Source organism: Nitrospira sp. Nam74 (genome assembly GCF_965152615.1).
Window position 1 is genome coordinate 993455 of record NZ_OZ224220.1, and the last position, 22164, is coordinate 1015618.

Genomic DNA, 22164 nt, shown 5'->3' on the forward strand with positions numbered 1-22164 from the left:
CACGCATTGGCAGAACAAATTATTCCTCTCGTCACTAATTCTTATCTAGATACCATGTTACAGGAATTTGCCTCGATACCCTTGTTGGATGCCGCCTTCTTCGGATTTTTATTCATTGTGTTTTATACCTATGTTGGTTACCCGCTGCTGCTGACTGTGTGGAGTCTGAAAAAGCCGCGCTCGCTCGTGCGGGAATACTGTACTCCTCGGGTGACGATTGTAATTGCAGCGTGGAATGAAGCACGGCATATTGCGGCTCGCATCGAAAACTGTCTTCAACAAGTGTATCCTCCTGACCTCTTGGAAATTGTCGTAGTCTCGGACGGATCTACAGATGCGACGTCATCGATCGTCAAATCATTTGCCGCCAGAGGTGTGCTACTGGTCGAACTGGAAGAGCGGATGGGAAAGGCCGTGGCATTGAATGTCGGTGTGGCGGCCGCGCATGGGGAAATTGTTGTCTTTGCCGATGCCAGGCAATCATTTTCAACGACAGCAGTCCGCGAATTGGTGGCCAACTTTGCCGATGCGTCGGTGGGAGCTGTCAGCGGTGAGCTGATCTTGGAATCAACTATGGGGGGGGCCACAGCAGAAGGCGTGGGTCTGTACTGGACGATTGAGAAATGGGTTCGCCAAAAGGAGGCTGCCATTGATTCCATCGTTGGTGCAACAGGAGCGATTTATGCGATCCGACGCGATTTGTTTGAAGCCTTGCCTCCGGGGACGATACTTGATGATTTGCTGACTCCCATGCGCATCGTCATGCAAGGCTTCCGCATCGTGTTCGAAAGCCGGGCGCTGGCATACGATCGGGTGGCAGATGATTATTCGAGTGAATTCAAACGAAAGGTGAGAACGCTGGCTGGAAATTATCAAGCCATGAGTCTGTGCCCCGGTCTCATGAAGCCGTGGGCCAATCGCTTATGTTTGCAATTTATGTCACACAAAGTATTCCGCCTGATAGCGCCTGTTGCCCTGATCGGGTTACTTGTGACTAACCTTGCACACCTTGGAGGCTGGTATACCGTGTTTATGATGGTACAGGTGACGGGGTACACGATGGCCTTGGCCGGATGGTGGCTCAGCAGGATTGGAGTTCGTGAGCGGCTCACAGGTGCAGCCTTTACCTTCTGCTTGCTCAACTATGCGGCGGTGATGGGCGCCATTCAGTTCTTGAAAGCGGAGGCTGTCCGTTGGGAAAAAGCAAGTTAACCTGCATTAATCATGAATGTCGTCGCGAGGCAGCTGAAACTGAAGGCCCTTTTATTGCACCCTCCCACCCCAGCGCGCCAAGACGCGCCCCTTCCGTGGGCTTCTCGCACGGGATGACGACGCAGGCGTACTTGCGGTCCGTCGAGGAGTCCGAACGAGAAAAGCCCTGCCGGGCGAGAGAATCGGCTGCCGCAGCAGGCGTTCATGATAATGCAGGTTAGAAAGAGGAACGTATGAAAGTAATGTGTGTGGTTGGCGCAAGGCCCAATTTTATGAAAGCCGCGCCTGTCATTGAGTCGTTGCGGCGGTATGCAGACATGCAAGTGATGCTCGTGCATACCGGTCAGCATTATGACCATAAAATGTCGGCGCTATTCTTCGATGAGCTTGGGATGCCGAAACCGGATGTGGACCTTCAGGTAGGTTCAGGTTCCCACGGTGAGCAGACCGGGCAGATCATGATGAAAATAGAGCCGCTCATGAAAGCGGAAAGGCCGGACGTCGTCATTGTCTTTGGTGACGTCAATTCAACCATCGCGGCTGCCTTGTGTGCTGCAAAACTCGGCATCCAGATAGCTCATGTTGAAGCTGGTCTGCGAAGTTTCGATCGGACAATGCCGGAAGAAGTGAACCGGATTCTGACCGACAACCTGTCCGACTTGCTCTTTACGACGGAACCAGGTGCACGAAAGAACCTGGTCCGCGAGGGAATTTCAGAAGAGAAGATACATTTCGTTGGTAATGTCATGGTTGATACGTTGCTCAAGCATCGCAATCGGGCCGCCGCGCTCAATATGAGTCAGAAACTCGGGATGGGACCACGAACGTATGGATTGTTGACCCTGCACCGCCCCAGTAATGTTGACGATGATCAGACGTTGTCGGAAATACTCGGGGCAATCGAGGAAATCTCGAAACGACTAACAATCATTTTCCCGTGCCATCCACGGACACGACAACGATTGAGCAATGGTTCTTTTGCTCACCTACTGAACACCGAAAAAAAAGAAACTGATCGAGTGCGACTGATGGTCGTGGATCCGCTGGGCTATTTGGAATTCTTGTCCTTGATGGCCGATGCCCGCCTTGTCATGACCGACTCCGGAGGGATTCAAGAGGAAACGACCGTCCTTGCAGTCCCATGCTTGACGCTTCGCCACAATACAGAGCGACCGGTGACGGTGGAACAAGGAACAAATGTCCTCGTCGGTAATTCTCGCGATCAAATTCTGGCAGCAGCGGAGAAGGCTCTAAGTGGCACGGCACAGCACGCACGCGTCCCAGACCTGTGGGATGGAAAAGCATCCGAACGCATCGCAAAAATCTTGCACGACCATCTGTCATCCAAGTAACGACAATAAGGAACTTATGGCAGTGGTTAAAACTTTAATTTCTTCCAATAAGGCAGGATGTTCAAAATGGCCATCCAGCAAGGCCGCAGGCAAGAACGAACCGGAGCCGTACCCGCGGGGGTACGTTAAGGATTCTTTCGAGCCGAGAACGAAGCTGGAGGCCTTTTTCAACATCCTGATCGAACGATGATACTAGTGACAGGCGCCGCCGGCTTCATCGGTTTCCACGTTGCTCAGCGCCTATTACAGCGCGGAGAACGGGTGTTGGGACTAGATAATCTCAATCCCTATTACGATGTGCGCTTAAAGGAAGCCCGACTCGAGCAACTTCAACGATCCAACCAGTTTGAATTTGAGCGTCTGGATCTAGCTGACCGAGCCGCCATGACTTCGCTCTTCGAGCGCTACCCAATTCGCCGGGTCGTGCATCTGGCAGCACAAGCCGGTGTTCGCTACTCGCTCACGAATCCTCATGCCTATGTCGACAGTAACCTGACAGGATTCATGAATATCCTTGAAGGATGCCGGCATACCCACGTTGAGCATCTCGTCTACGCGTCGTCGAGCTCGGTCTATGGCGGGAACACGCACATGCCGTTCTCAGTTCAGGATAACGTCGATCATCCCGTATCGCTGTATGCCGCAACCAAAAAAGCCAATGAACTGATGGCCCATTGCTACGCACATCTGTATCGCATCCCGTGCAGTGGGCTTCGTTTCTTTACCGTCTACGGTCCATGGGGCCGACCCGACATGGCTCTTTTTATATTCACGAAAGCCATCTTAGAGGGAAATCCGATTCAAGTCTTCAATTTTGGAAAAATGCAAAGAGATTTCACGTACATCGACGACATCGCAGATGGCGTCATCCGAGTACTGGATAAGCCCGCTCTAGCCGATGTGGCATGGAATAGCGAGCAACCTGATCCCAGTAGAAGTGCAGCGCCTTATCGAATTTACAACATCGGGAACCATCAGCCGGTCGAACTGCTACACTTGATTGAAGTGTTGGAGACCTGTATTGGGAAAAAGGCGGAGAAGGTCATGTTACCGATTCAGCCCGGTGATGTACCCGCCACCTATGCCGATGTTCATGATCTCGTCCGGGATATCGGGTTTAGGCCCGCCACGCCAATCGATGTCGGAGTCAGCCGGTTCGTGCAATGGTATCGAGAGTTTTATCAGGCATGATGTCAAGCAAGAACCGGCAGCCCTCCTTCCTCCACTCTAAAAGAAGCGTGCGATGAAGGAGAGAATTGCCAAGTCAGTATTCTGGATGGTCTGGTCACGTGGAGGGCTCCAGCTTGTCTCCTTTGTCATTACTATTACTGTCACGAGACTCCTATCTCCAAGTGACTACGGGCTGATGGCGTTGGCGACAATATGGACAGCGACTATATCTATGTTGGCAGAAATGGGCCTCGGTGCAGCCATTGTTCAGTTTCGTGATCTTGATAAAAGCGAACTAAGTGCTTGTTTCTGGCTGATCATGACTGTCGCGGTGGTTGGATATGGAACTTTATTTCTGGCGTCGCCTAGCATCGCAGACTGGTTTAACACCCCCGAACTAACAACTATTTTGCGCGTGGTCGGCTTGACGTTGCCACTTATCGCCATACGAGTTGTCCCAGACAGCCTTCTGCGAAAACAGTTGCGATTAGACAAGGTGTCACAAGCTGAAATCCTTTCGGTGATGATCACCATGCCGGTAGTGCTTGGTTTGGCGTTAGCAGGCGCTGGAGTGTGGGCACTCGTCGCCGGGGCTATTATTATGCCATTGGTCCAAAGTATGGCTACCTTCTGGTTTGTTCGGTGGTCGCCGACACTCAAAATACGTGGTCGCAGGCTGCGCGAGATTATTCACTATAGTGCAGCTACTCTTGGGTCGAGGCTGTGCTGGGCTCTGTATCAGCAAGCTGACACCCTGGTGCTAGGGAAGGTGTGCGGCGAAGCGGTGCTGGGCTTTTATACCGTGGCTAAACAACTTGCTACATTACCCGTGGAGAAAGCCACACCCTTCGTGAATCAGTTAGCGGTTCCTGTCATGGCGGAGTTGCAAGGAAATCTGGAAGCGTTGCAAGCCACATTTTTAAAAGGGCTTCGATTGGTGACCTGCCTGGCGTTTCCAATGTGCGTCGGACTGCTATTGGTGGCTGATGATCTTGTAGCCGCCACTCTTTCAGATAAGTGGGTGGCTACCGTTCAGATTTTAAGAATCTTATGCATCTTTGCAGCGACCAGTTCGATCGCAACCTTACTCGGTCCTGTGTTGATGGCTAGAAATCGAGTGAAGCTTCAATTCTGGTACACCCTTATTCAGCTATTCGTCATGCCATTAGCATTTTGGGTAGGCGCTATCGTACTGAAGGGAATGGGAGTGGCCATAGCCTGGGCCATCATTTATCCGCTATCGCTTTTGTGCTTAACGCACTTTACGCTCACGGAATTAGGACTCGGGTGGCAAACGTTCTGGAGCCATTTAATGGTGGCCAGTATGGCAACAATGGTGATGGCCGTCAGCGTCTTAGCTGTTCGATGGATGTTCACCCAATTCGATTTAGTAAATCCAGGCGTGAGATTATCCGTCAGTGTCGTGACCGGCGTGGCATTCTATAGTCTGGCTCTATTTCGTCTAAGGGGGCCGCTTCAGCGCGAAATTCGAGAAGTGTTTGGATGGGTGCTGGGACGCGGAACCATTTTAAAATCAAAACATGCTTGAGCCAAGCTCACGCTACGCTGATGTTCCGGGCCAAGTTTTATCGCTTTTGATGGGCATGCCATTCGCGGCAATAATCATAATTGCCGATGGTCGCAAACAGAAGCAGGGCAATCGTTGCTAAACGAACCGTTTTTCCATGTTAAAAAGGTTGGGGAAGGATTGCTGACAAGGGGAAGGCCTACGTGCTTCTTAGGCCACCGAATCAAAGCTAGTGGCGCGACGCCCAGTGAGGGCGTGTTTGCCGAGTGGCAATGGGACGGGCGACGTATCCGTTTGCAAACTGACGGCTATGGATTTTATCCGGTCTACTATTTCGCACGAGACAGCGAATTCGCTATCTCGCCTTCTATTCCAACGTTGCTGGCCTTAGGCGCACCGACCGATTTGGATTATTCAGGCTTGGCTGTATTTCTGCGGGTTGGATTTTTTATTGGAGAGGATACCCCATTCAAATCCATACGAGCGTGCCCACCAAATGCAAACATCGAATGGACCGAGGGTAAGCTCAACATTTCCGGCGGGTTGCCGCTCCCGAAGGTTAACGATATGGATAGAAATACGGCTATTGACGGTTATGTGGATCTGTTTCGAGCCGCTATACGACGACGTCTTCCGTCAAGTGAGAATTTCGCAGTTACGCTAAGCGGCGGAAGAGATTCACGCCATATTCTTTTGGAACTCTGTCACGCGGGATTTCAGCCGAAAGTGTGCGTCACTGTGGGAACGTATTTGTACAATGAAAATCAAGAAGTGCAAGTTGCATCAGAACTCGCGGCTTCACTCAACGTGAATCACGTCGTTATTGATCAGAAAGAATCGCCATTTTTATTAGAATTGAGAAAAAACAACATAACGAATTTTTGTGCTGACGAACATGAATGGCTCTTGGCTATAGCCGATTATTTAAACGGAAAAGTATCGATTGTTTATGATGGTCTTGGGGGAAGTCTCTTCTGTGATGGGTTTGGATTGAATAAAGAGCGTAGGAGAATGTGTGACGTAGGTGATATGCGAGCGCTCGCTGATGATGTCTTGGGAAATGATACAACTCTTCTAATGTTGAGAACAGCTGAGCTTAAGAAAGTTAGCCGCGAGATTGCTCTCGCTCACCTCACTAGAGAGCTTCAAAATCACAGAGAATCTCCGAATCCTATTGGCTCATTTTACTTTTGGAATAGATCAAGACGAGAAGTGGCGCTTAGTCCATATCGTATCTTTAACAAATTCGAATCAGTCTTTAGCCCCTTTACGGATCACGCCCTGACTGAATACTTGTCGAGTCTTCCAGCTAGCATTGTGCTAGACCATACCTTTCATAATGATACGATTGCGCGAGCATTCCCCCGGCATGCACACATGCCGTTTGCAAACAAGCCTGGCGTTCGAAGAGTGAACGCCGACGTGTTAAAGCAATTTGCGTGGGATGTGGGGCGGTTTGGCATTGGAAACGGACGTTCTTCATTCATCAGCTACTCGTGGTTATATCCACGGCTGATGCGATGCTTTATGGATAAAAATTATAGTTCATCGATTCTGTGGATAGGTCCATTTGCGACATACCTTCTTCAATTGGAGCGCCTTCGCCGGCAAGCTCGTGAAACATCTACACACAGTGTGGTCGTCTCATGAGCACGATGTCTCAACGACACAACGTTTTTGAGTTTCTCGGTAGCCAGAGGAAAGAAGTCAGTGTTTCTCAAGATGAACTCGAGAGGATTGGCCTAACAAAGGCGATGATTCCAAACAATGTCCAATCAATCTTGGACGTGGGATGTGGAGATGGGCGAATACTTGAAGAGCTGTCGCCACAATATAAAGCTGTCGGAATCGACTATGCATTCAGTTCAGTACGACAAGTCAACCGCGGAGCGGTACAAGGGAGTTCAAGTCAGTTGCCATTTTCTGACAGGTCATTTGACTTGGTTCTTTGCTGTGAAGTTCTAGAGCATCTGGACCAACAACTATTTTTAGCTACCATTACTGAGTTAATGAGGGTCACCCGCCGATATGTGCTGATTTCCGTTCCGTATAAAGAAAATTTAAGGCGATTGCTGACAAAGTGCCAACAATGCCACACCGTGTTTCACATCTGGGGCCACGTACGTTCCTTGTCGAGTGGCGATCTGGATAAAAGGTTTGTACCTTTCAAAGCAGTCTTGACTCAGTTTTCTGGAAAACGCCCACCATACTTCAATCCGATAATTTTATGGTGTAATCAGCAGATTGGTAATAGATGGACTGAGTTTGCTCCCACCACTATGTGTCCTTGTTGTGGAAATACTGAATTCAAGGCGACGGGGAGAAATAGTGTCACACTTGCCTGTGGATTATTAAATCTCATTACATCCAAGACCATCCCTACGTCCAAAAGAAACTGGATTCTAAAGTTGTATGAACGATGATTACTCAAGTTAATGAGAATGGCGTTCTTATAATAACCTATGATTGGCCACCTAGTGCTGATGTCGGTGCAGTGCGCGTCGAAAAAATAGCCCGCTCTCTGGATGCCCTTGGCATCATGCCGGTCATTTTGACAACACGTGAATCAAATTATGAACGTGTATTCCGGCAAAAGAAGGAGTTTTCTTTTCCGGTAATTAGAACCAGAGAAGTGCCAAGCCCACTTAAAGCGTACAAATACTTGAAGAGCCTCATATTGAAAACCAGAGGTTCCAAGGATTTGAATGGTAGTGGTAATAAATCACAGCGTAGTTCTTGTCAAACGGCGGAATCAATCTTCCGAACCTCTTATCTCAAAAGGTTAGTCCTGTCGTTGTTCTTTATGCCTGATGAATTCCAGGGATGGCTTCCTTTTGCAGTTTTAAAGGCCATGTCTGCCATGAAAGCCCATTGCATTTCTCGTGTTGTCACATCAGGCCCTCCCTTCACGACACATCTGGTGGGCTTAGCAATTAAGAAATGGAAAGGCGATCACATCAAATGGATTGCTGATTTTCGTGATCCATGGGTTGCGAATGAACAACGTACGGAACTGGTGACTACTGCAGTATCCAATTACTTCAATCGACTACTGGAGAAACAGGTGGTCACTCATGCAGATCATGTGGTCTGTGTGACGCCTTCAATGACGGATTGGTATCGAAAGCGGTACCCATTGGTTGAGGATAGTGTGTGGCAAACCATTACAAATGGGTTCGAGCGCGCAGAGTTCGATCGGATCAAAGTCGATAATGGGACTAAGAAGTTCACGATTAGTTATATTGGGAGCATTGAGTACGACAGAAACCCTTTAGCCTTATTGCAAGGCTTCGCAGAGCTTTGCCAAGAGCGAGTTTTCGATAAGCAGCAAATAGCCATCCGATTTATAGGGAAATGTGGTTCGGTGCAAGGACGTCCGACGACTGAAATAATCCAAGAGTGCGGTCTCGAAGGGGTAGTCGAGTTGGTAGGGTTGGTTCCGCGTTCAGAGGCACTTAAAGAGATGAAAGAAGCGCACGTCCTTCTTTTACTCGCGAACGCGCAGCATCTTCAGGTCCCGGGTAAGGCCTATGAATATATTGGTGCCGGATCATTCATCTTAGCCGTGACAGAAGAACATGGGGCGACCGCCGATTTTGTCCGACGAGTTGGAGGAGGGGCAATTGTTCAACCCGGTGACCACAAAGCAATAAAAAGTGTTTTGAGAAACCAATATGAGCAACTCGTTAAGAGTTCATCAGCCCAAACCATGGGGCACGAGCCAGTGCGTTCCGCGGCCATTCTCAATGAATATGAGTGGACTCAACTAGGTGCCCGCTATGCCGAGATGCTTCGCTAGTTGTTCCTGTGTAAGTCTCGAGAAATGAACATGAATAATTCATGGTGATGGATTAGATGTTGGCATTTCTAGTTACTGGACTTATTGCAATCATTGCAGGCGGCATAGTGTGGCACGAGGTGCGAGTAAAACACCTCAATATCTGGATGGGGACGTATCTTCGAGCGCGACTGCGAAAAGCCTGTGGGTTTGAAGGCGCCTCATCAGTAACTCCTGTTCATGTTCTGTTTTGCATAGTGGATCACTTTGAGCCTGTTGCAGAAGGCTCCACGGTAGAACAAGAGCGTGAACGCATGCGCGATTGGTTAACCCGTTATCCGGCGCTTGCTCGACGGCACAAGGACTCAGAAGGACGTTCACCACAGCATACATGGTTCTATCCAGGTGAGAATTACCGCGCAGAGTATTTGGATGATCTAGTGACATTATGCCAACAAGGGCTTGGAGAGATTGAGCTTCATCTGCACCATGGTTATGACACGTCAGATTCATTGCGCGAAAAGCTTCTTCGCGCCATTTATCAATTCAACAAGCATGGAGCACTTATTACGCAAGACGTGCCGTCGAAGCAAGTATATGGGTTTATCCATGGCAATATGGCGCTTGATAACTCGATGGATAACCAGGCTCTCTGTGGAGTGGATGCTGAGATCACGGTGCTGCGTGAAACCGGTTGCTATGCCGATTTCAGCATGCCCACCGCCCCGGCCATCAGCCAGTCGCGAAAGATCAACGCTGTGTACTATTCAACCGATGATCCGTCCAGATCGAAATCCCATGACACCGGTATTGACGTAGAAGTAGGGCGGACATCAAGCAGCGACTTAATGATCATTCAAGGACCCCTTGGCATCAATTGGTACAACCGAAAAGGGGGAGTGATCCCCAAAATAGAAAATGGAGAACTTCAAGCCTCGAACCCACCTTCATTAGCCCGAATTCTGAACTGGGTGCAGCAGCATGTCCATGTAAAAGGACGGCCGGAATGGGTCATTGTCAAAGTGTCTTGCCATGGAGCGGAGGATAGGAGTCGCGATGTTCTGCTTGGAGACATTGCTGATGAGATGTATTCCCTGCTCGAACAACAATATCGAGATCAACTCGCCTACCGGCTTCATTATGTAACAGCGCGTGAACTATATAACATCATTAAGGCGGCTGAAGCCGGCCTCATGGGAAATCCAGCGTTGTACCGAGATTATGTGATACCGCCGTACCAAACGCATTCGGAGGACATGCTCTCTCGGGCTGCAGGGTTGAAATAAGAGCAATGCACGTAGCAACATCTACGATGAAAGTCCAAGGGACTCAGAGTCCTCCATTTGATGCTCCTATAGCTTACTGGAGCCTTATCTTTTTGACGTTCGTCATGTTTATCTGTCCACAAGCGTTCTTACCGGCCTTGGCACCACTCCACCTGGCGCTAGTCTCTGCACTGGTGGCAATAGGCACGTACCTAGCATCTGCGTTGAGGCAAGGACATCCGATAACCGTCTGGACCTTTGAAGTGAAGGCCATTCTTTGGCTTGTAGCCTTTGCCATTATTTCTATTGTGAACTCAAGGTGGCGAGGAGGCAGCTATGACCTTCTCTTCGACAGTTATCTTAAATCGGTGGCGGTCTTCTTCTTGATCGCGAATTTGCTGACTTCAGAACTTCGCATTCGCCGTTTCTTCTGGGCGCTCACCTTCTATGCAATGTTTAATGCTGTTCTGGGTATTAATCAATATAGGACAGGAACTTTCTATAACGAAGCGGAAGGGCGAATTAGTGGAGGCTTTTCTCCGCTCACAATGAACCCAAATGACTTAGCCTTTGCGCTGAACTTGCTCATTCCACTCGTAGGCTACTTGTTTGTTTCTTCTAAGAATCTGCGGCAAAGAATAATCACTGGTGTAGCCTTGGCTGCTTCTATTGCATGTATTGTTGTGACATGGTCCCGTTCTGGTGCGCTCACTTTAATAAGCATGTTTATCTGGTATGCCTGGAAACAGCCCGGACACAAAAAGCTTAACGCATTCGTAATGATTGTTCTTGTAACTGGGATGGCTGTGACATTGGCCCCGCAGGGCTATTCGGATCGACTAGCCTCTACAACTGACTTCTCAAAGGATAAGACGGGCTCTGCCGACGTGAGATTGGAGATTATTAAAGCGGGATTGGTACAAACTTTCGAACATCCCTTTGGCGTTGGCTTGGGGATGAATGGGCTTCTGAATCATGATGAGGGACGGGGTTGGTCTGCCGGAGTTCATAACGTGTACTTGCAAATTTCGACCGAATTGGGGGTAATTCCTGGTATTTTATTCATTGTCCTGCTCTGCAGTTTGATTGTAAGCCTCACAAAAGTAAGCGCTGCGTGCAGGGGAGAGCGACAAGCGAAAGCCTTGTTGCCAGCAGCCGCACAATATAGCCTTGTCGCATTTTCTGTGGGCGCTTTTTTTGAGCCAGTAGCCTACCACTTTTACTTTTATATTCTTGCCGGGGTAGCGGTTGCCATAAAACAATTATGTGAACAACAGTTGCCAAGGGAAAGTGTACTGCGGATCCCTGGCTATGCATCAGCCAGTAACCATGCCTCGATTTTACATTAGAAGATATAGAGCAGCTAGTTTTTGTTGTACTTGGAGGTGAGGTAAGTAGGTGAACATTTTAGGCATCTCGGGCTATTACCATGACAGCGCGGCGGCCCTATTGCGGAATGGGGAGATTATTGCTGCGGCTCAGGAAGAACGCTTTTCACGGAAGAAACACGATTCTCGATTTCCCAAAAACGCTATTGCCTACTGCCTAAAGGAAGCCGGGATCACTTTACAGCAGGTTGATCAGGTCGTATTTTATGAGAAACCCCTGGTAAAGCTTGAACGGCTTCTTACAACCTATTTGAGTTACGCTCCAAAGGGTTTCCGGTCCTTCCTGGCGGCCATGCCTGTTTGGCTAAAAGAAAAGCTGTATTTAAAAGACGTGCTTAAAAAGGAACTTGCCAGTCTCGGTGGCTGCAGCGTTTCGAACCTGCCAGCACTCCTCTTTACCGAGCATCACCAATCCCATGCCGCGTCGACGTTTTTCACGAGTCCATACGAACGTGCTGCGGTGATGTGTTTGGATGGAGTGGGCGAATGGGCAACATCAACTTTATGGTTAGGGGAGGGCAACACCCTCACCCTGAAGCGAGAAATCGATTTCCCTCACTCTTTAGGTCTGCTTTACTCCGCCTTTACGTATTACACTGGATTTAAGGTCAACTCTGGTGAGTACAAGGTCATGGGGTTGGCTCCGTACGGCACGCCAAAGTATGTCGACCTGATTTTGAAGCATTTGATCGATCTGAAGGAAGATGGGTCGTTTCGCTTGGACATGAGCTATTTCAACTATGCCACCGGTTTGACGATGACGAATCGCAAGTTTGATGAATTGTTTGGGGCGAAGCCAAGGCAAGGTGAAGCGCGTCTCACCCAAAGGGAAATGGACCTTGCACGCTCAGTGCAGGAAGTGACGGAAGAAATCATGTTGCGCTTGGCCCGCACAGTCCAAAAGGAACTGGATGTTGACTATTTGTGCTTGGCTGGGGGAGTTGCACTTAATTGCGTGGCGAATGGACGCATTCTGCGCGAAGGTCCGTTCAAGGATATTTGGATCCAGCCGGCCGCAGGCGATGCCGGTGGAGCGCTCGGCTGTGCACTCGCCGTATGGCATCTCTACCACAATAATCCGCGTCAAATAGTCAGCAGCGTCACAAGCATGGCAGGCTCTTATCTTGGGCCTAAATTTAGCGATGACGAAATACGGCGTGATCTTGACTCGGCTGGCGCTGTCTATAAGCGAATAGAAGAAGACGAATTAATGAGCCTATTGGCGCAGTTCCTCGAGGACGGCAAGGTCCTTGGATGGGTCCAAGGGCGGATGGAATTTGGTCCGCGCGCGCTCGGAACGCGTTCCATCATTGGTGATCCACGCAATACCAAGATGCAATCGGTGATGAATCTCAAGATTAAGTACCGAGAATCATTCCGTCCCTTTGCACCGGCCGTTCTAGCCGAGCGGGTATCAGACTATTTTGAGCTCAACCGCCCAAGCCCGTATATGCTTATTGTTGCACCGGTGAAGGACTCTCTTCGCATACCAATGAGCCATGAGCAGGAGCAGCTCTTCGGGATTGAGAAGCTTAATGTGCCTCGTTCGACGATTCCAGCCATCACGCACGTCGATTACTCCGCTCGCATTCAAACGGTCCATCGGGAGACAAACCCTCGATTCTACCGTCTGCTGAAGTCTTTTGAGGCCAGAACGGGCTGTGGAGTGTTAGTGAATACATCCTTCAATGTAAGGGGAGAGCCGATTGTTTGTACGGCTGAAGACGCCTATCGATGTTTTATGCGTACTGAAATGGACTACTTGGTGGTCGAAAACTTTCTGCTCGCGAAGGCGGATCAACCGATTCGGAAGCAGGATGAAGCTTGGAAATCTGAATTTGAACTTGACTAGGTAATCTATGCATGAAATTCCACAACTTGATTCAAAGGGGCTTCGCAAGTTCGGTTTAACGACCGGGGCTATTGTGGTCGTGTTGTTCGGCCTACTCCTGCCATGGTTACGGGATCGGCCTTTGCCTTGGTGGCCATGGGGCGTAGCTGTGGTGTTGGCGGTCTGGGCGCTCCTTGCCCCAGCTTCACTGAATCTTGTGTATCGGCCTTGGATGAAAGTGGGTTTGATTCTTGGATGGATTAATACAAGGATCATTCTCGGCATCGTATTTTGGATCATAGTCCTGCCTCTCGGTATTCTTTTGCGTTTTGTTAAAGAAAAGAAAGTATCAAAAATGATCGCTGGATTTGATCCATCCGCGAGGACCTATTGGGATCTCTGTCCTCCGACATACCGAGTTAACATGGAGAAACCATTCTGATGTTGGACCTATTGAAAGATCTCTGGGAATTCATGAGAGAACGAAAGGTGTACTGGATGGCGCCGGTGATTATTGTGCTTGTCTTGCTCGGTGGCTTGATCATTCTAACTCAGGGTTCAGCCGTCGCCCCGTTCATCTATACTCTGTTTTAAGCTGGAAGGGCTACTGTCTACTATGTGAAAAGATCGGTCATTCTGCTTTTTGACGGCATGATCTAGGTGAACCTATCCTGCATCGACCCAGATGAGTACGAGCACTCATTCCGGCTTGTATGTCTTATAGGGTGTTATGTCTCATGCGCATATGTGAGTTGAGATCGCTTTGGTATTCCGATTTGTACAGATATTCAGGCCGCGCCGATCTAAGAACGTGTTTAAGGTATTTAGTGATTTCAGAGGGGTATAAGTATTCATTCCATATGAGGTTGTGTAAGTACCTCTCAAAGGCAACTTGGCGAGAATTCGGAAGACCTTTGTATTTATTTTGTATGATCATCCTGAAGCGGTATCAGTACAAATTTGGTATCTCGATTTATCCTAGTGTTGAGATAGGGAGTGGACTGTATATTGGTCATTTTGGAGGCATTGTGGTTAACGATGGGTGCGTCATCGGGAAAAACTGTAACATCAGTCACGATGTCACCATTGGAGAATCTTATAGAGGTGAAAAACAAGGGATCCCTAAAATAGGCAATAACGTCTTTATTGGGCCCGGGGCAAAGATTTTTGGTGGTATATACATCGGCAATAATGCAGCCATTGGTGCGAATTGTGTCGTCACGCATGATGTGCCTGACAATGCCGTCGTTGTTGGTTCTCCAGCTAAAATAATTTCCTTCAAAGGCTCCGATGGGTACATCAACCGCACGGATTATGAAGACATTGTCTTCCCACCTCACCAAACAGAAAGCTGCAACTAATGTGCGGGATTGCTGGTTACGTTGGAGCAGAGGGAACCGGGCCTCCTGTTAGAGCCACCATTGAAGCCATGTGCCAAACAATGGTGCATCGCGGCCCCGATGATCAAGGTATCTACTTGGACGACTCAGTCGCACTAGGTATGCGGCGCCTTAGCATCATTGATCTCAGCACCGGGCATCAACCTATTTCAAATGAAACCAACCGCATTTGGGTTGTATTGAATGGAGAAATCTATAACTATCGCGAGCTCGCTGTCTGGTTGAGAGGAAGAGGTCACACACTCGTTACATCGTCAGATACCGAAGTGATCGTCCACCTGTATGAAGAGCTTGGCGACGAGTGTGTCCACAAGCTCCGCGGGATGTTTGCTTTTGCTCTGTGGGACAAAGAGCAGGACCGTCTGCTTATTGCCCGTGATCGCCTCGGCGTGAAGCCGCTGTATTACTATTGGGATGAGCAGCAATTAATCTTCGGGTCTGAATTAAAGGCTGTCCTTGCCCACCCGGCTGTCGAACGGCAACTAGATCCGCATGCCTTACTCTATTATCTCCGTTATTCATATGTCCCAGATCCACTGTCAATTTTTAAAAATATCTCGAAGTTGCCTCCTGGATGTCTCTTAACCTTGTGTAATTCAAGACTTAATATTCGATCCTACTGGAATGGTGCTATCGCTTCGCAAGATGACAGACTGGACTTGTCCGAAGAAGAAGCTAGTATCCAACTAGAGGAACGATTACAAGAAGCCGTAAATCTGAGACTCATAAGTGACGTACCATTAGGTGCATTTCTGAGTGGTGGACTTGATTCCAGTCTGGTCGTGGCTCTCATGGCCCACCAGATCGGCCGACCGGTCTCAACCTTCTCAATTGGTTTTGAAGAGCCAACCTACAATGAACTTCCCTATGCCAGAATGGTGGCGAAGCATTTCAGCACCGATCATCACGAATTGATTGTCGGTCCACAAAGCTGCGGTCTCATTGAACGGCTTGTTGCGCACTTTGATGAGCCATTTGGTGATGCTTCAGCTATCCCGATGTATCATCTATCGAAACTGGCGTCAGAGTCAGTGAAGGTCGCACTGAGTGGGGATGGAGGCGATGAGCTATTTGCTGGATATGACCGCTACCGAGTTGACCTGGAACGACATCGATATCAACGTTGGCCTAACTTTACCCGGCAGGCGCTTGGCAGGGCTAGTGACGCACTGCCTGAAGGATTTCCAGCCAAGAGCCTGTTTCGCAATATTTCACTGCCTGCGCGGTCTCGCTATCTGGATAACATCTCGTATTTCGCGCCCGGGCAATTGCACAAGCTTCTTATGCCGGAGGTCTATCATGCTGTCTCTGCTGACCGTGAAGCCGAGGCCATAATGATGGAACATTTCGAGGTTGGATCGAATGAGCCATGGTTGTCTCAATTGCAGTATATCGATACGAAAACCTATCTGCCTGCTGACGTGATGACAAAGGTCGATCGGATGAGCATGGCTCATTCGCTTGAGGCACGAGAACCTCTTCTTGATCATGAATTATTTGAGTATGTTACGAGACTTCCAGTCAGCATGAAATTTCAAAATGGAATTTCAAAATACATGCTACGGCGGATGGCTCAGAAATATCTGCCGACAGAAATTCTTCAACGCAAGAAACAAGGATTCGGGGTGCCGTTGGAATTCTGGTTTAAGGAAGACTTGAAACAGTATGTGAATGATGTGTTGTTCAATGAGCGGACACGTACACGTGGGCTGTTCAATCAATGCGAGGTGAGTCGGTTGGTACAGCAGTATGAGGGTGGGCGTCGGGAATTAGCGACGACGATTTGGATGTTACTCATTCTTGAAACGTGGTGTCGGATATACCTGGACGGGGTGCCTCCTCTTTCTTGTACAGAGCCGGTTTTGGGCTTCGCCGGATCACCACAAAACTCTGCCACCATACCAAGACTATAGCGTGAATCGGATGATGAAGCAGATGAGAGTTTGTTCCTCGCCTGGTGTTCATTTCTCAGGCTCCTAAATCTGCTTCAAAATTCACATCGGAGACAATCTTGAAAAGAGTTGCGATCTTTTTGTATGCGTAGAAGTAAGGTATTAATTTTCATCAATAGCTTCCGTGCTGGTGGGTCAGAGCGTCAAGCCCTCGAGCTGATCAAGCGCCTCGATCGCACAAGGTATGAGCCTTTCGTTGCTTGTTTTAAGAAAGAGGGGCCGCTTCTGTCTGAACTTCCGGCCGATGTAGAGTTTATACATACCTTTCCTCTTCAGAGCTTTTTCAGTTGTGCATTCTTCAAACAGGGGATAGCGTTTAGCAAATTACTTCAACAAGCCGGCATTCAGATTGTTCAGTGTTTTGACTTCTATTCGAATCTCTTCGCCGTTCCATGGGGCAGAATAAGTGGTGTTCCCATTATTCTTGGAGCTAGACGAGATGAAGCCTCAATGAGGACATCAGGACAGCACCGCACAGAATTGTTGGTTTATAAGCTGACCAACGGGGTTATCGCCAATGCGGAGAGCATCAAGGATCAATTGGTGGTTCGTGACAAGCTGGTCTCGGACAAGGTTTGGGTTATCAAAAATGGTCTGGATCTGGACCGGTTCGATGGACGTAGGCAGCACTCTTTGGATTCACGAAAAGAAAAAAGCACCGGTCCGTCCGTTGCAGTTGTGGCAAATCTTCGCCCTGAAAAAGGTCATTTGGTACTGCTGGAGGCCTGTCGCCATCTGGCAGATCGTTTCTCCACGCTGAAAGTCTTTATCGTTGGCAATGGCCCTATGAAGGAGTTGATTGCCCAGCGAATTAGTGAATTAAAACTGACGCATTGTGTGGAGATGACGGGAGAGCTAAAGAATGTTCCTGCTTTTTTTGAAGTTGCTGACATTGCTGTGCTGCCTTCCTTGAAGAACGAAGGTTTTCCAAATTCAGTCATGGAAGCCATGGCCGCCTCTTTACCTGTCGTGGCGACAGATACTGGTGGCACAGGTGAATTAGTAATTGACGGGATCACGGGCTATCTCGTGCCAGCTGGTGATCCTGAGGCTCTGCAAAATCGCTTGGAAAAATTATGTGCAGACCCTGAACTTCGGAAAAAAATGGGGAAGGCGGGGCGGCAGAGGATCATCGAACGCTTTACGGCGGACGGAATGGTCAGGCGATTCGAAAGTCTCTATGAAGTCTTGCTAAAACGTAATGCAGGATAAGGGCATGAAGCAGTTCAAACTGTTGTTGGTTGGTCCCTACCCTCCACCCTATGGAGGCATTGCAATGACGGTCTTTGATCTCCAGCAGTACTTACTGGCGCAGCGTGCATGCCATGTTGAAGTATTGAACATCGGTGAAGGCCGATCTGTGATAAACGGCGAATGCATTGGTGTGAGAGGCGCTTTGGATTTTTTCCACAAGGTCATGAGTTTTGCCCGGAGGGGGTACTTCATCCATCTTGAAACAAACGGCCATAACCTTAAAAGCTGGATTTCGGCATTAATTTGCTCAGCGGCAGGTTATCTGAACGGACGCAAAACAATTATTGCTTTCGGGTCAGGAAATCTTCCGGCCTACCTGCTTCACCTGAATCGATGGAAAAAGCTAGTTGTAAAGGCTGTTCTTGCTTTGGCAGGTGTTGTCATTTGCCGAAATCAGAATATGGTGGAAGCCATTCAAAACGTGCGAGAGCGCCAGGACCGAATTGAGATTGTACCGGGATTCATGGGGCTGCATACCAGAAAGCTGATCGACGTTCCTAGGGATGTTAAAGAGTTTTGCGACGCCCACACTCCACTCATCGGTGCCACAGTCACCCTGGCGCCTGAGTACGGAGCGTCATTGGCGCTTCAGGGGATCCAACGACTTCTTCACAAGCATCCTAATCTTGGACTGGTCCTTTTAGGCATTGGCCCTGAGGAAGCGAACCAGTTACCTGGGTTAGCCGACGTGCGCGAGCATGTCTTTCTCGCAGGGTCTGTAGATGCAAACGTTTCTTTGAGCGTGATGCGACACCTCGGTCTGTTTCTACGGCCGACGTACTTCGATGGTGATTCTCTATCCGTAAGGGAGGCGCTTGCCTTAGGAATTCCTGTCGTCGCAAGCAGCACCGGCCTACGACCTAAAGGAGTTGTGCTCTTTGAGCCCGGTCAAATCGACGATCTCGAGAAACAATTGAATTATGCCCTTCACCATCGCGAAGAACTGATGGCTAACCAGCGGAATGAATCTGAAACACGCGGCGGGGTCGATCTGATGATGCAAATTTACCGACGACTCAGCAACCAGTGAAGCGCACTTTCTTGCATGGGCTGATACATACACGGTCAGAATCAATGGCGATTTCAGAAGATAAGGTTTATTGGGGTCGACTTGGGATCAAGCAGGAGGTCTTGTTGGTTACCTTGATTATGCTAGCTGGAGCAGTGCTCAGGCTTTTCGCCTTTGCTGAAATCAGTGATGGCACTCTTCGATTTGTGGGAACATGCGGGCAATTGTTTGATGAAGCAAAGCCGCTATTTGATGCGAGAAACCCGCTACATTTTGAAGTTTTCTTTTATCCTCCGGTCGCTCCCATAATAGTTGCCTCCACCGGTATGTTGCTCCAAGCCGTTTTGCCTGAAGCGCTCGACTTTGCACACTACTGCCTGGTCTTCAATATTGGAGTCAGCGTTGCGACATTGCTTGTCATATACATGATAGGCAGGCAGTGGAGTGTGCCAGTTGGCTTGGCCGCGATGTCATTCTATGCGGTTACGATGATTGCCATTTATAGCTCAGACAATGTTCAGATGTACCCGACATTCTTTTCTATGCTGGCTTTATATTTCTTTTTTAGAAGCATTCAGAAACAGTCGATGACTAACTTGATTCTGATGGGTGTCTTGTTAGGGTTGGCCGTCTCATCAAAATATTTCCCTGTTATGCTGATTCTGATGCTTTTTATGGTCTACTTTGTGTCCGGCGCCAGTAATGATCGTGAAAGTTTCATAGACGATACTGAAAGTCAGGCAGCAACAGGGAATGGTAATCCACAGGTCGCTTACGCGTGGAATTACATGCTCTATACGGTTCTTAGTGTCTCCATAGGAATCTGTTACATCACCCTGTTTCATAACAACCTGGTTTGGTCTGGTTTTCAATCTCTCTATGATATGTACCCACATGACCATCCGTTTGAACATCATTTTCAGATGGTGAATCGTCTTTATCATATCGGGATATTATGTGTCGGTGTTGTTGCGAGCTTGACCGTGCTCAGTCTTTACATCCCGCACCGGCAGGGCCTTATGCCATGGGCATGGTTCAAGAAATTCTCAAGGCATCAACGTCTTTGGCTTATTCCCGCCGCCTCCATGTCACTTACCATTGTCGTTGCCCTTGGAGTGCCTGCGATCCTCAATCTGAATAATTATTTGAGGTACACGACCTGGATTGCCAAAACCTATGCGTCTGCTGATGGAGGATTTTTCCCTGCCGGCAACCCGGCGCCATCGTACTTGCTCTCTTATTTCCCTGAGAATCTTGGCATCCCGCTTTTTATCCTAGGGTGTCTTGGAATTATTTACTGTCTCTACATCAGGGATCTGAAAGCTGTTCTACTCTTATTCATAGCATTACCGCTCTATATTGCACTCGAGCTGAGTTCCGTTAAGGTGAATCGGTTCGCGATGGATATTATGCCGGTATTTTGTCTATTAGCAGCTATTCTTATAGTGCAGGTTATGAACGTACGACATTCGATTATCCTGAGGACATTGTCCATTGTGACGTTCATATTTGTTATGTCGTATTCATCTCTGTATTCCCTTGCCTGGGCAAATCTTCAAAGATCATTACATGTCATACCGGTGCAAACGGCCGGTTGGATCAGTACCTATGTCCCTCAAGGCAGTCGCATCGGTATGAAAGCCGATCTTTGGCTGGCCGGGTCGCCCGGCCTATTACCTGATCCGAATTCGCTGAGCAGGTTCGAAATTGCTAACTACACGGAATATCCAGAGTTTATAATCCTGCCAAAGACTCTCTATGAAATCATGAAGCAATATGCCGATCTGACAAGTCTTGGCTATACGTACCGACCGGAGGATTGGACACCTTTTGCGCCACCAATTCAGGCTGAAGCAACTGTCCTTATGGATCTGGTTTCTGAACAGCAATATGAATTGGTGAAGGAGTTTGAGCAAAAGCCTACTATTTTAGGCGTTAGTTTCTCGCCTCAATCATTAGGAGGTCGCACGTGGCTGTTGGAACACACAGGTCCTTATGGCATACGTGTTTATAAAAAACGTCAATTACGTGATGAAGCAAGCCTCTATCAGAGATCTGACACTCACTGAGGGCACACGACATGTATAAAGGTAAAAAAGTGTCCGTGGTCGTTCCTGCCTACAATGTAGCGCCTCACGTTCTGGATGTTTTAAAAACGATACCAGACTTCGTGGATGAGACCATTGTCGTGGATGACTGCGGGTCTGATGGCACGAGCAGAATATTAGCGCAGCTGTCTGATCCTCGTGTCACCATTGTCAAGCACGAGACGAATCAAGGTGTCGGTGGTGCAATGGTGACGGGTTTCAAACGAGCGTTAAAAGAGGGTGCCCAGATAATTGTAAAAATGGACGGTGACGGTCAGATGGACCCAACCTATATTTCAGCACTCCTTGATCCTTTAATAGATGACGGCTATGCCTATGCCAAGGGCAATAGATTTCTCGACAATACCAAACTTAAGGAAATGCCCACCCATCGGCTGATCGGCAATTACGGCCTTACATTTCTTACCAAATTGGCTTCAGGCTATTGGCATGTGTTCGATCCCCAAAATGGATTTCTAGCTGTTAAAGCTGAAGCCTTGAAATGGATTGACCTTGATCATTTGGCCAAAAGATATTTTTTCGAGAATGATATGCTTGTCCATTTGAATATCTTTGGAGTTCGTGTGAAAGACGTGCCGATACCAGCTCGATATGGTGAAGAAAGATCCTCGATGTCAATTTCTGAGGTATTGGTCACATTTCCGATCTATTTATGGCGGCGCTTCTGGTATCGGATCTATCAAAAAGACGTGCTTCGAGACTTCTCTCCGGTCGCCCTTTTCTGGATCTGCGGGCTAACACTGTTCTCATGGGGCTTCTTTTTCGGGGCATACACATGGGCAAAATCGAGCTTGCTTAAGCAATTTGCTTCCACCGGTACAGTGATGCTCAGCGTCTTACCCCTGGTGTTGGGCTTTGAGTTGATACTTCAAGCCATTATCTTAGAAATCAAGGAAAGTCCGAAGTGAACATCTGCT

Annotated in this window: 18 protein-coding genes; all 18 read left to right on the forward strand. The window is 48.5% G+C overall.

Annotated features, from left to right (window positions below; all coding sequences use genetic code 11):
- Positions 1-6 precede the first annotated feature (6 nt).
- The 18 genes from ACWHYZ_RS04860 (at position 7) to ACWHYZ_RS04945 (ending at position 22155) form a co-directional block, all read left to right on the forward strand.
- Positions 7-1212, forward strand: coding sequence for a glycosyltransferase family 2 protein (locus ACWHYZ_RS04860; RefSeq protein ID WP_447986161.1), 1206 nt, complete (start codon positions 7-9; stop codon positions 1210-1212).
- A gap of 233 nt (positions 1213-1445) precedes the next feature.
- Positions 1446-2564 (forward strand): non-hydrolyzing UDP-N-acetylglucosamine 2-epimerase, encoded by a 1119-nt coding sequence (gene wecB / locus ACWHYZ_RS04865; RefSeq protein ID WP_447986162.1) that lies wholly within the window; start codon positions 1446-1448, stop codon positions 2562-2564.
- Between the two features lie 186 nt (positions 2565-2750).
- Positions 2751-3755, forward strand: coding sequence for an NAD-dependent epimerase (locus ACWHYZ_RS04870; RefSeq protein WP_447986163.1), 1005 nt, complete (start codon positions 2751-2753; stop codon positions 3753-3755).
- 52 nt (positions 3756-3807) lie between these two features.
- The gene (locus ACWHYZ_RS04875; protein WP_447986164.1) at positions 3808-5283 is read left to right on the forward strand and encodes a lipopolysaccharide biosynthesis protein; all 1476 of its coding nucleotides are present in this window, start codon (positions 3808-3810) and stop codon (positions 5281-5283) included.
- A 234-nt stretch (positions 5284-5517) separates the two neighbouring features.
- The gene (locus tag ACWHYZ_RS04880) at positions 5518-6912 is read left to right on the forward strand and encodes an asparagine synthase-related protein (RefSeq protein WP_447986165.1); all 1395 of its coding nucleotides are present in this window, start codon (positions 5518-5520) and stop codon (positions 6910-6912) included.
- Positions 6913-7016: 104 nt separating this feature from the next.
- Positions 7017-7685, forward strand: a complete 669-nt coding sequence (locus ACWHYZ_RS04885) for a class I SAM-dependent methyltransferase (protein ID WP_447987518.1) — start codon at positions 7017-7019, stop codon at positions 7683-7685.
- Positions 7682-9061: a glycosyltransferase gene (locus ACWHYZ_RS04890; protein WP_447986166.1), complete on the forward strand. Its 1380-nt coding sequence runs from the start codon at positions 7682-7684 to the stop codon at positions 9059-9061. The genes ACWHYZ_RS04885 and ACWHYZ_RS04890 overlap by 4 nt, the downstream gene beginning before the upstream one ends.
- A gap of 56 nt (positions 9062-9117) precedes the next feature.
- Positions 9118-10326, forward strand: coding sequence for a hypothetical protein (locus ACWHYZ_RS04895; RefSeq protein ID WP_447986167.1), 1209 nt, complete (start codon positions 9118-9120; stop codon positions 10324-10326).
- Between the two features lie 104 nt (positions 10327-10430).
- Complete coding sequence (locus ACWHYZ_RS04900; protein WP_447986168.1) at positions 10431-11654, forward strand: O-antigen ligase family protein; 1224 nt, start codon at positions 10431-10433, stop codon at positions 11652-11654.
- Between the two features lie 49 nt (positions 11655-11703).
- Positions 11704-13545 (forward strand): carbamoyltransferase family protein, encoded by a 1842-nt coding sequence (locus ACWHYZ_RS04905; protein WP_447986169.1) that lies wholly within the window; start codon positions 11704-11706, stop codon positions 13543-13545.
- Between the two features lie 7 nt (positions 13546-13552).
- Entirely contained in the window at positions 13553-13966 is a 414-nt protein-coding gene (locus ACWHYZ_RS04910) for an SxtJ family membrane protein (protein WP_447986170.1), read from the forward strand.
- The gene (locus ACWHYZ_RS04915) at positions 13966-14118 is read left to right on the forward strand and encodes a DUF5989 family protein (protein WP_447986171.1); all 153 of its coding nucleotides are present in this window, start codon (positions 13966-13968) and stop codon (positions 14116-14118) included. Before ACWHYZ_RS04910 ends, ACWHYZ_RS04915 begins: the two co-directional genes overlap by 1 nt.
- A 335-nt stretch (positions 14119-14453) precedes the next feature.
- Entirely contained in the window at positions 14454-14885 is a 432-nt protein-coding gene (locus ACWHYZ_RS04920; protein WP_447986172.1) for a serine O-acetyltransferase, read from the forward strand.
- Positions 14885-16837, forward strand: coding sequence for an asparagine synthase (glutamine-hydrolyzing) (asnB, locus tag ACWHYZ_RS04925; RefSeq protein WP_447986173.1), 1953 nt, complete (start codon positions 14885-14887; stop codon positions 16835-16837). The genes ACWHYZ_RS04920 and asnB overlap by 1 nt, the downstream gene beginning before the upstream one ends.
- 123 nt (positions 16838-16960) lie before the next feature.
- On the forward strand, positions 16961-18088 hold the full coding sequence (locus ACWHYZ_RS04930; protein ID WP_447986174.1) for a glycosyltransferase: 1128 nt from the start codon (positions 16961-16963) through the stop codon (positions 18086-18088).
- 4 nt (positions 18089-18092) lie between these two features.
- Positions 18093-19160 (forward strand): glycosyltransferase family 4 protein, encoded by a 1068-nt coding sequence (locus tag ACWHYZ_RS04935; RefSeq protein WP_447986175.1) that lies wholly within the window; start codon positions 18093-18095, stop codon positions 19158-19160.
- 44 nt (positions 19161-19204) lie between these two features.
- On the forward strand, positions 19205-21208 hold the full coding sequence (locus ACWHYZ_RS04940) for an ArnT family glycosyltransferase (RefSeq protein ID WP_447986176.1): 2004 nt from the start codon (positions 19205-19207) through the stop codon (positions 21206-21208).
- Between the two features lie 11 nt (positions 21209-21219).
- Entirely contained in the window at positions 21220-22155 is a 936-nt protein-coding gene (locus ACWHYZ_RS04945; protein WP_447986177.1) for a glycosyltransferase family 2 protein, read from the forward strand.
- The last annotated feature ends 9 nt before the right edge of the window (positions 22156-22164 follow it).